The organism is Segeticoccus rhizosphaerae, from assembly GCF_009192725.1.
Lineage (GTDB): Bacteria > Actinomycetota > Actinomycetes > Actinomycetales > Dermatophilaceae > Segeticoccus > Segeticoccus rhizosphaerae.
On sequence record NZ_VOHR01000164.1, the window covers coordinates 1 to 8,547 of the forward strand.

An 8,547-nucleotide genomic window follows, 5' to 3' on the forward strand; every position below is an offset into this window, starting at 1 on the left:
CCCACCCTCGGCCCGCCACGGCAGGAAGTGGTCACTGACCGTCACGCTGTCCAGACCCAGCTCCTCGGCCCGCACCGCGAACTCCACCAGATCCCGCGGGCCGAACTGCTCCGCCGACGCCTTGTAACCAATTCGCAGGTCCACCATGCTCCTTCGTCGTCGTTGAAGTCGACCGTATGCCGAGTGGCCGGGCGCGTCTAGCCGACCGCCACCTGCTCGGGCGCCTCCACCGTCGGCGCCGGACGACGTTCCCGCAGGCCCAGCAAGGTGATCGAGGCCACCACCACGGCGAAGCCGACCCACTGCGACCACGACAGGTCGGCCCCGAGGAAGGCCACGCCCACGAAGGCGGCGGTCGCCGGAAACGCCAGCTCCGCCAGCGTCGCTCGCGCCGCGGCAGTGGCCCGCAACCCGACGTAGTAGAGCCCGAGCGCGAACAGCCCCGGGACGAGTGCGAGCAGGATCAGGGCCGGGATGTTGCCCCAGCCCGGGGTGAGCGGCGCGCGCACCAGTGTTGCGACCACCAGAGCCGCCGGAAGTCCCCAGCCGAACCGCAGTGCGGTCAGCTCTCTCGGCCCGATGCTGTCGCTGACCATCCGGCCCAGCACGGTCCCGGCGCCCCACAGCGCCGCCGCGCCGATCGCCAGCAGCGCCGCCTGCAATGCCGCGACGCGCACCTGGAACGGGTCAGCGAAGGTCAGCAGCCACGCACCCACGAGCGCCGGCACGGCATACATCCAGTAGCCCGGCCGCAGCCGCTCGCCGAGCAACCACACCGCGAGCGCGATCGCAAACAGCGGCTGCAGCTTCTGCAGCACCAACGGCGTCACGAAGTCACCCGTCGCCGACGACACCTTGAACGCCTCGGTGAACAGGGCCGTCGCCACCGCCGAGGCCCCGATCCCGATCAGCGCGACCGCTACCCGGTCGCGCCACGAACAACGCGCGAACGCGCGCAGTGCCCCCGGCAGGAAGGGCAGCAGCACCAGCACCACGATCAGGTGTTCCCACAGCACCACCGTGGCGGGGTTGATCCGCTCCGCCAACGGCTGGCGCAACAACCCGTCGAGGCCCCACATCGCGGCGGCCAGCGCCACGAGCCAGGTGCGGTCGGTGCGGGCTGTGCTGTTCATCGGCGGTCCGTTCCGTGAGCTGGTGCAGAGAGGGACATGCCGAGACTACGCACCCGGGGCGGTGCGCAGGGCGCGGGGCGTGCTGGCTCTCAGCCTGCCGTGAGCTCGCGGGCGACCAGCTCGGCGATCTGCGCGGTGTTGAGCGCGGCGCCCTTGCGCAGGTTGTCACCGCAGACGAACAGGTCGATCGTGTTCGGGAAGTCGAGCGCCTGACGGACCCGCCCGACGAACGTGGGGTCGGAGCCGACCACGTCTGCGGGAGTGGGCCACTCGCCCTCGTCCGGGTTGTCGAGCACGACCACACTCGGAGCCTCGACCATCGCGCGCTGGGCCTCCTTGACGCTCAGCGGCCGTTCGAAGGTCGCGTGCACCGCCAGCGAGTGGGTCGTGACCACCGGCACCCGCACGCAGGTCGCCGAGACCTTGAGGTGGGGCAGCCCGAGGATCTTGCGGGACTCGTTGCGCACCTTGAGCTCCTCAGAGCTCCAGCCGTCCTCCTTCGGCGACCCGGCCCACGGCACCACGTTGAAGGCGATGGGGGCGGGGAAGGGTGAGTCCTCGCCCAGCTTGTCGGACAGCAGCGCCCGGACGTCACCGGTGTGCTGCCCCACCTCGCGGTTGCCGGAGAGCACCTCCACCTCGTCGTAGAGCCGGTTGATGCCTGCCGTCCCCGCCCCCGAAACCGCTTGGTATGACGCGACAACCAGTTCGGTGAGCCCCCACCCCGCGTGCAGGGCACCCAGCGCATCCATCATGGTCAACGTCGTGCAGTTGGGGTTGGAGATGATGCCCTTCGGGCGGTTGCCCGCCTGGGCGGGGTTGACCTCGGGCACCACCAGGGGCACGTCGGGGTCCATCCGGAAGGCACCCGAGTTGTCCACGACCACCGCGCCGTGCTCGACGGCGACCGGCGCCCACTTCTTGGAGACCTCGTCCGGGACGTCGAACATGGCCACGTCGACGCCGTCGAAGACCTCGGCGGTCAGCTCCTGCACCACGACGTCCTCGCCGCGCACGCGCAGCATGCGGCCCGCTGACCGGGCCGAGGCGACCAGCCGGATCTCACCCCACAGGTCGGCGCGCTGAGACAGGATCGAGAGCATCACCGTCCCGACGGCGCCGGTCGCGCCCACCACGGCGAGGGTCGGCTTGGACTGCTCCTTGTCGTTCATCGTCCTGTTCCTCCGTAGACGACGGCCTGCCCCTCGGAGGAGTCGAGGCCGAATGCGGTGTGCACCGCGCGCACCGCGGTGTCGAGCTGGTCGTCGCGCGTGACCACCGAGATCCGGATCTCCGAGGTGGAGATCATCTCGATGTTGACGCCGGCGTCCGCCAGGGCGCGGAAGAACTGCGCGCTGACTCCGGGGTGGCTGCGCATGCCGGCGCCGACCAGGGAGATCTTGCCGATCTGGTCGTCATACAGCAGTGAGGCGTAGCCGATGGACTCCTCGTTGCGCTTGAGCGCCTGCACGGCCAGCTGCCCGTCGGCCTGCGGACAGGTGAAGGAGATGTCGGTGAGCCCGGTCTCGACCGCGGACACGTTCTGCACGATCATGTCGATGTTCAGCTCGGCCCCCGCGAGGACGTCGAACACCTCTGCCGCCTTGCCGGGGTGGTCGGGCACTCCGACCACGGTGATCTTGGCCTGGCTGCGGTCGTGCGCCACACCCGAGATGATGGGGTCTTCCACGGCTCCTCCTTCGCTGTCGTCGACGATCCGCGTGCCCTCGTGGTAGGAGAACGACGAACGGACGTGGAGCGGGACGTTGAATCGGCGGGCGTACTCGACGCACCGGAGCATCAGGATCTTGGCCCCGGACGCGGCCATCTCCAGCATCTCCTCGTTGGTGAGGCGGTCGAGCTTGCGCGCGGTCGGCACGATGCGCGGATCGGCGGTGAAGACCCCGTCGACGTCGGTGTAGATCTCGCACACGTCGGCCGAGAGCGCCGCCGCGAGCGCCACGGCCGTGGTGTCGGAGCCGCCGCGCCCCAGCGTGGTGATGTCCTTGCTGTCCTGGCTGACGCCCTGGAAGCCGGCCACGATCGCGATGTGCCCGTTCGCGATCGCGTCGGTGATCCGTCCGGGCGTCACGTCGATGATCCGCGCCTTGCCGTGGGTGGAGTCGGTGAGCACGCCGGCCTGCGAGCCGGTGAAGGACCGGGCGCTGTCGCCCAGGTTGGCGATCGCCATGCTCACCAGGGCCATCGACATCCGCTCACCGGCCGTGAGCAGCATGTCCATCTCGCGGGCGGGCGGCAGCGGGCTGACCTGGTCGGCCAGTTCGAGCAGCTCGTCGGTCGTGTCCCCCATCGCCGAGACGACGACCACCACGTCGTTGCCGGCCTTGCGGGTCTCGACGATCCGGCGGGCCACCCGCTTGATGCTGTCGGCGTCGGCGAGCGAGGAGCCGCCGTACTTCTGGACGACCAAGCTCACTCGGGGTCCTCGCGAAGTATCGGAGGCGGGGTGGCAGCGGAGCGGAGAACTTCGTGGGGTGTGGTCACGGGCGACGCTCCGGAGGGGATGACTGGTGGGGCGTCACCAGTGTAGGAGGAGTCCATGATCTGGTACTCCTCGCCCGCATGACGAGATGACAACGATGGGGCCGACCGCTCCACTCAGCTCGGGGCGTGTTGCGCGGGAGCGGCTGCGGCTGCGGCGATCCGGCCGCAGGACGCGACACCCGGCTCAAGGGTGGAGCGCGTCGAACTCGGCGTCCGAGACCACCTCGTCGTCGGCATCGAGCCGCAGGTGCGCCAGCACGGTCTGCAGCACGCGCAGCGCGCTCGCGGCGCGCTCGCCCCAGGACGACAGGTAGCTGAACTGCCACCACCACAGGGCCTCGACGGTCCGGCCCTCCTGCAGGTGACGCAGCCCGTGCGACAGTGCTGCCGCGACGTCGGCGATGTCGTTGGACAAAGCGCCCTTGGTCATCTCCAGCGACGTGACCGGGTCGACCAGGTCGGCATACTCGTCGATCCCCTCGAACAGGTTGGCCAGTCCCTGCCGCAGCGGGTCGATGTCGTCGTCCGGGCCGGGGTCGGCCTCGAAGCGGTCCTCCGGCACGACGTCGGTGATCGCGCCCAGCCGCGCCCCGGTGACCAGGACCTGTGAGATGGCCAGCAGCAGCAGCGGGATCGCCGACTCCGGCTCGGAGCCCGAGGCGACCTCCCGGACGGCCACCAGGTAGCTGCGGGCCTCCGCGCCGGTCTCGTGCGCGAGGATCGTCAACTCGTCAGGCATCGAGCAACCTCCTGCCCTCGAAGGCTCGCCCGAGGGTGACCTCATCGGCATACTCCAGGTCTCCCCCGACGGGCAGGCCGGACGCCAGACGGGTGATCCGCAGGCCCATCGGGCGCAGCAACCGCGCGAGGTAGGTGGCGGTCGCCTCACCCTCGAGGTTGGGATCGGTGGCGATGATGACCTCGACGACCTCACCGTCGGCGAGCCGCGGCATCAGCTCCTTGATCCGCAGGTCGTCGGGCCCGATCCCCTCGATGGGGCTGATCGCTCCGCCGAGCACGTGGTAGCGGCCGCGGAACTCGCGGGTCCGCTCGATCGCGACGACGTCCTTGGGCTCCTCCACGACACACAGGTGCGAGGGGTCGCGGCGGGGGTCCAGGCAGATCCGGCACTGTTCCGCCTCGGCCACGTTGCCGCACGTGTCGCAGAAGCGGACCTTGTCCTTGACCTCGGTCAGCGAGGTGACCAGCCGCTGGACGTCCACCGGGTCGGCCTGCAGCAGGTGAAAGGCGATCCGCTGCGCGCTCTTGGGCCCGACGCCGGGCAACCGGCCGAGCTCGTCGATCAGGTCCTGGACCACACCTTCGTACACCCCCCGAGCCTATGCCCTCGGGCGGCTGCCAAGGATCCTGCGGGCGCACTTCCCGGTCCGTGCCGCCCGTGCCGCCCTTGCCGTGGCTCTGGTTCCCTGCCGCGAGTCAGGGGTCGGTGGGGTGCGAGTTGTACTGACCGGCCAGCTCCTGCCCGGACATCGCGTGGATCGCGGACATGACCTCGTCGGTGAGCTGGCGGCGCGCCCGACCGGTCGGCACACCCTCGAACCGGGAGCCCATGACGATCGGCTCGCCGAAGCGGACGGAGACCTTGCGGATGCGGGGGACCCGCGTGTCGCCGGGCTGGATGTGCTCGGTGCCGGCCAGGGCGACGGGGACGATCGGGGCACCCGACTTCATCGCCAGCCAGGCCACCCCGGTCCGGCCGCGGTAGAGGCGGCCGTCGCGGCTGCGCGTCCCCTCGGGGTAGATGCCGAAGCCCTCGCCGGTCGCCAGGATCTCCAGGGCACGGTCGAGGGAGGCTTGCGCCGAGCGCGTGTCGTCACGGTCGACCGGCACCATGCCGGTCGCGGTGAACCACCACTTGACCAGCAGTCCACGGACGCCCGGCCCGTGGAAGTAGTCGTCCTTTGCGAGGAAGACGACCCGGCGAGGGCAGACGAAGGGGATCACGGCGCTGTCGGCGAAGGCGAGGTGGTTGCTCGCGATGATGAAGGGCCCGTGCCTGGGGATGTTCTCCCGACCGGTCACCTTGGGCCGGTAGACGACCCGCGCCAGCGGAGCAAGGATCAGCTTGGCGAAGAGGTAGATCACGGGGCCTCCTCGGCTGATCATCGATCGCTCGGCTGGCGGTCCGCGGTCGGTGAGCGCGGAGGTGTGCGCACCCAAGATACGACCATGCCGGCGCGTGAGGCACCAGCCGTGTGTCGTGCGGACCGCCCTCATCACCGCCCACGCGCCCATCCCCGTCGGCCATCCGGCTGCCTCGCAGGGCCGCGCGCTGTCGACGCACGGCGAGCGAGCTCAGGCGCCCGAGGTGAGCAGCAGGCTGCGTTCGCGGGCCGCAGTGAGGGCGGAGGTGCGGTCGTGGGCGTCGAGCTTTCGGTACGCGCGTTCGAGGTGCTTGTGGACGGTCCGCGGAGAGACGAGGAGACGTGCGGCGATCCCCGCCGGGCTCAGGCCGTCGTCGAGCAGGTGAAGCACCAGGCTTTCGCGGTCGGTGAGTGCCGGGAGGAGCCGGGCGCGGGAGACGAGGCGCAGCTCACGCCACAGCTCGTGGCGTGAGATCGCTCCCAAGAGCGGCGCCAAGGCGGTGGCGACAGCGCGATCGTGGGGAGTGAAGTCGCAATCGAGCCTGCCCAGCACCCAGACCCGCGACTCGCGGGCCCCCGGAAGAATCGGCACCGGGATCGCCAGCTGGTAGTTCCGACCCCAGTCGGGACGCATCAGCGAACCGAGCTCGGAGGACAGCCAAGCGCGCTCACTGACCAGATCGGTGAGCGCGAACGGCCCCGCAGCACCCGGATGCGCGACGCTGTGCCGGATGCCCGGGTGAAGTGCGGCCGCCTGGGCGGTCGGCATGCGCGCGTTCGGGACCCGTGGCCACACATCGTCCGGGGCGATGGCCAAGGCCGTCGTCCAACCCCGCCACTCGTGCACGTAGTAGCCGGCCGCGTCCGCTCCAAAGGTGCGCACCAGCTCGTGGAGCGCGGACGGGACCAAGGGGCCACCCGGCGGATCGCACAACGCCGCCACCGCAACATCGGAGATGGCCTGCGCCACTCGATCGACATGGTTCATGTCGACTCCTCGCGCCACTGCTGTTGGTCGAAATCTACTCCGACCCGGCGGGTTGTCCATCCACCTCGGAAACGGCTCGGCGACCGGCAGCCCCCTACGCAGGATGCGTACAGACGGATGCGGGGGTCCGCTCCTACCGTGAGCACGAGCGGTGCGGTCCGTGCAGCAGCGAGCCGTCGCGAGGGCCCGGCGACACATCGGAGCGGGGCCCGGCCGTCGGCCGCGCATCGAGAGGAGCGGTCGTGATGCGGCGCAATCGGATGGGTGTGACGGGCACCGGTGCCCACGTTCTCAACCGGGACTCGGTCGCCATGAACCCGGCAGCCACGGAGCATGAGCGCGACCAGCACACGGCCTCGTGGCTGGCCGTCGTCCGGGGCGCGGCCTACCTGTCGGCAGGAACGCTCGTGGCCACCACCGTGCTGTACCTGCTCGATGCGACCAACGTGCTGGACACTGCCCCCACGTTCCGGCGCTCCGGCCGAGGCCCGCTGGTGGACGAGGCGACGTTCTTCGCGGCGTTCTTCAACCACCAGCACGCCCTCTGGTGGGACATCGCCCTGCGTGACGTCCTTGGTCCGGTTGCCTTCCTCAGCCTCGCGTGCCTCGGGCTCGGTCTGGCCAACCTGTGGGGCTCCCGGCGACCCTCGATGCAGCTGACCGTCGCGCTGCTGTCCTTCGGGGCCGTGTTCAGCGCCATCAACAGCCTGCTGTACCTGGGCGAACTCAACTACTGGCGGTACGGCGGCTGGACGGCGACTCCGGCCGAGGGGATGCAGGCGATCGGTCGCTCCGCCGAGAGCATCGACCACCTCACCCAATACCCGGAGGCCTTCGGGTTCACTCTCGTGGCCATCGCGCTCATCGTGCTCACCCGGGCGGGCCGGGCGCATCTCAACCTCGCCACAGCCGCCCTGGGGTATGCCGCGGGGGCGTGCCTTCTCGGACTGGTCGCCTGCGCCGTGGGAAACCTGGACACGGGCTACGACCTGTTCGCCTTCGCCGCTGGCATCGTGGTCGGGCCGGCGTTCCTCATCGTTCTCGCGGGCACGATGCGGCCTCGCTCTGGCTAGGACCGGTCCTCGGCGTGCTCGCTGACCCACTGGGCCATCCCCGGCACGAGGAAGCGCAGCGCACGCCCCTCCGGGAAGATCGTGCCCTTCTTGATGAGGCGGTGCCGCAGGTAGGAGACCTGCGCCGGCGCCTTGCCGAGGGCACGCGCCACGTCGCCGCCGCCCGAGCCCTCCGGCAGCGAGGCGAGCGCGGCCAGGTAGTCCTGCTCCGCGAGAGCCGAGTCGTTCCAGCGTGCGGCGTAGAGCCCGGCGGACAAGTCCTTCGCGGCAGCGGTGACCGCGGCGGACGCGTGCTCTGCCGTGATCGTGCGCCGACCGTGCGACGCCCGCCACGCGTGGTGTCCCAGCACCTGCACGGCATACGGGTAGCCACCGGAGGCCTCGGCGAGCACGTCCGCGGCGGCCGCGCTCATCAGGCGGCCGGCTGCGAGCGCCGGTTCGGTGAGCGCCGCGATGGTGTCGGCCGGCGACAGGAGTCCGAGCTCGTGCCACTCGCCGCGCTCGAGGTAGGTGACCGACCGCCCCGGGTCGCGCAGGCTGGGCAGTCCGGCGGCGGCCACCACGAGCGGCCAGTCGTCGGGGACGTGCTGCTGCAGCGTCGAGGTGAGCTCGCCCAGCTCCGCGCGGTCGGCCAGCTGCAGCTCGTCGACGGTGAGGACCAGCCCGGCGTCGCAGGCGAGCGCGGCCTCCATCGCCTGCGCGAGTGACCGGTCGAGGCGCGCGGCGGGGCGCCGTGGTGGGCG

8 protein-coding genes and 2 pseudogenes are annotated in these 8,547 nt (G+C 70.7%); 1 reads left to right on the forward strand and 9 read right to left on the reverse strand.

The window, feature by feature from the left end; genetic code table 11:
- From FRW57_RS13280 to FRW57_RS13315, 8 genes and pseudogenes are all read right to left on the reverse strand, one after another.
- Nucleotides 1-147 (reverse strand): annotated as a pseudogene (locus tag FRW57_RS13280) (F420-dependent glucose-6-phosphate dehydrogenase); the annotation flags it as partial.
- A 50-nt stretch (nucleotides 148-197) separates the two neighbouring features.
- Entirely contained in the window at nucleotides 198-1,133 is a 936-nt protein-coding gene (locus tag FRW57_RS13285) for a DMT family transporter (RefSeq protein ID WP_202911395.1), read from the reverse strand.
- Between the two features lie 89 nt (nucleotides 1,134-1,222).
- Nucleotides 1,223-2,305, reverse strand: a complete 1,083-nt coding sequence (locus FRW57_RS13290) for an aspartate-semialdehyde dehydrogenase (protein WP_152186200.1) — start codon at nucleotides 2,303-2,305, stop codon at nucleotides 1,223-1,225.
- Nucleotides 2,302-3,570: an aspartate kinase gene (locus FRW57_RS13295; protein ID WP_137120348.1), complete on the reverse strand. Its 1,269-nt coding sequence runs from the start codon at nucleotides 3,568-3,570 to the stop codon at nucleotides 2,302-2,304. Before FRW57_RS13295 ends, FRW57_RS13290 begins: the two co-directional genes overlap by 4 nt.
- A gap of 252 nt (nucleotides 3,571-3,822) precedes the next feature.
- Nucleotides 3,823-4,377: a DUF5063 domain-containing protein gene (locus FRW57_RS13300; RefSeq protein ID WP_137120347.1), complete on the reverse strand. Its 555-nt coding sequence runs from the start codon at nucleotides 4,375-4,377 to the stop codon at nucleotides 3,823-3,825.
- The gene (recR, locus tag FRW57_RS13305) at nucleotides 4,370-4,969 is read right to left on the reverse strand and encodes a recombination mediator RecR (RefSeq protein WP_137120346.1); all 600 of its coding nucleotides are present in this window, start codon (nucleotides 4,967-4,969) and stop codon (nucleotides 4,370-4,372) included. Before recR ends, FRW57_RS13300 begins: the two co-directional genes overlap by 8 nt.
- Nucleotides 4,970-5,075: 106 nt before the next feature.
- Nucleotides 5,076-5,744 carry a lysophospholipid acyltransferase family protein gene (locus FRW57_RS13310; protein ID WP_238384518.1) on the reverse strand — a complete coding sequence of 223 codons (669 nt, stop codon included), beginning with the start codon at nucleotides 5,742-5,744 and terminating at the stop codon, nucleotides 5,076-5,078.
- Between the two features lie 210 nt (nucleotides 5,745-5,954).
- Nucleotides 5,955-6,731, reverse strand: a complete 777-nt coding sequence (locus tag FRW57_RS13315) for a helix-turn-helix transcriptional regulator (protein ID WP_162529355.1) — start codon at nucleotides 6,729-6,731, stop codon at nucleotides 5,955-5,957.
- Nucleotides 6,732-6,973: 242 nt separating this feature from the next.
- Here FRW57_RS13315 and FRW57_RS13320 point away from each other — a divergent pair, with 242 nt between their 5' ends.
- The gene (locus FRW57_RS13320; protein ID WP_137120344.1) at nucleotides 6,974-7,804 is read left to right on the forward strand and encodes a hypothetical protein; all 831 of its coding nucleotides are present in this window, start codon (nucleotides 6,974-6,976) and stop codon (nucleotides 7,802-7,804) included.
- Here FRW57_RS13320 and FRW57_RS23240 read toward each other — a convergent pair.
- Nucleotides 7,801-8,547, reverse strand: a pseudogene (locus tag FRW57_RS23240) (hypothetical protein); the annotation flags it as partial. The gene FRW57_RS13320 and the pseudogene FRW57_RS23240 overlap by 4 nt on opposite strands.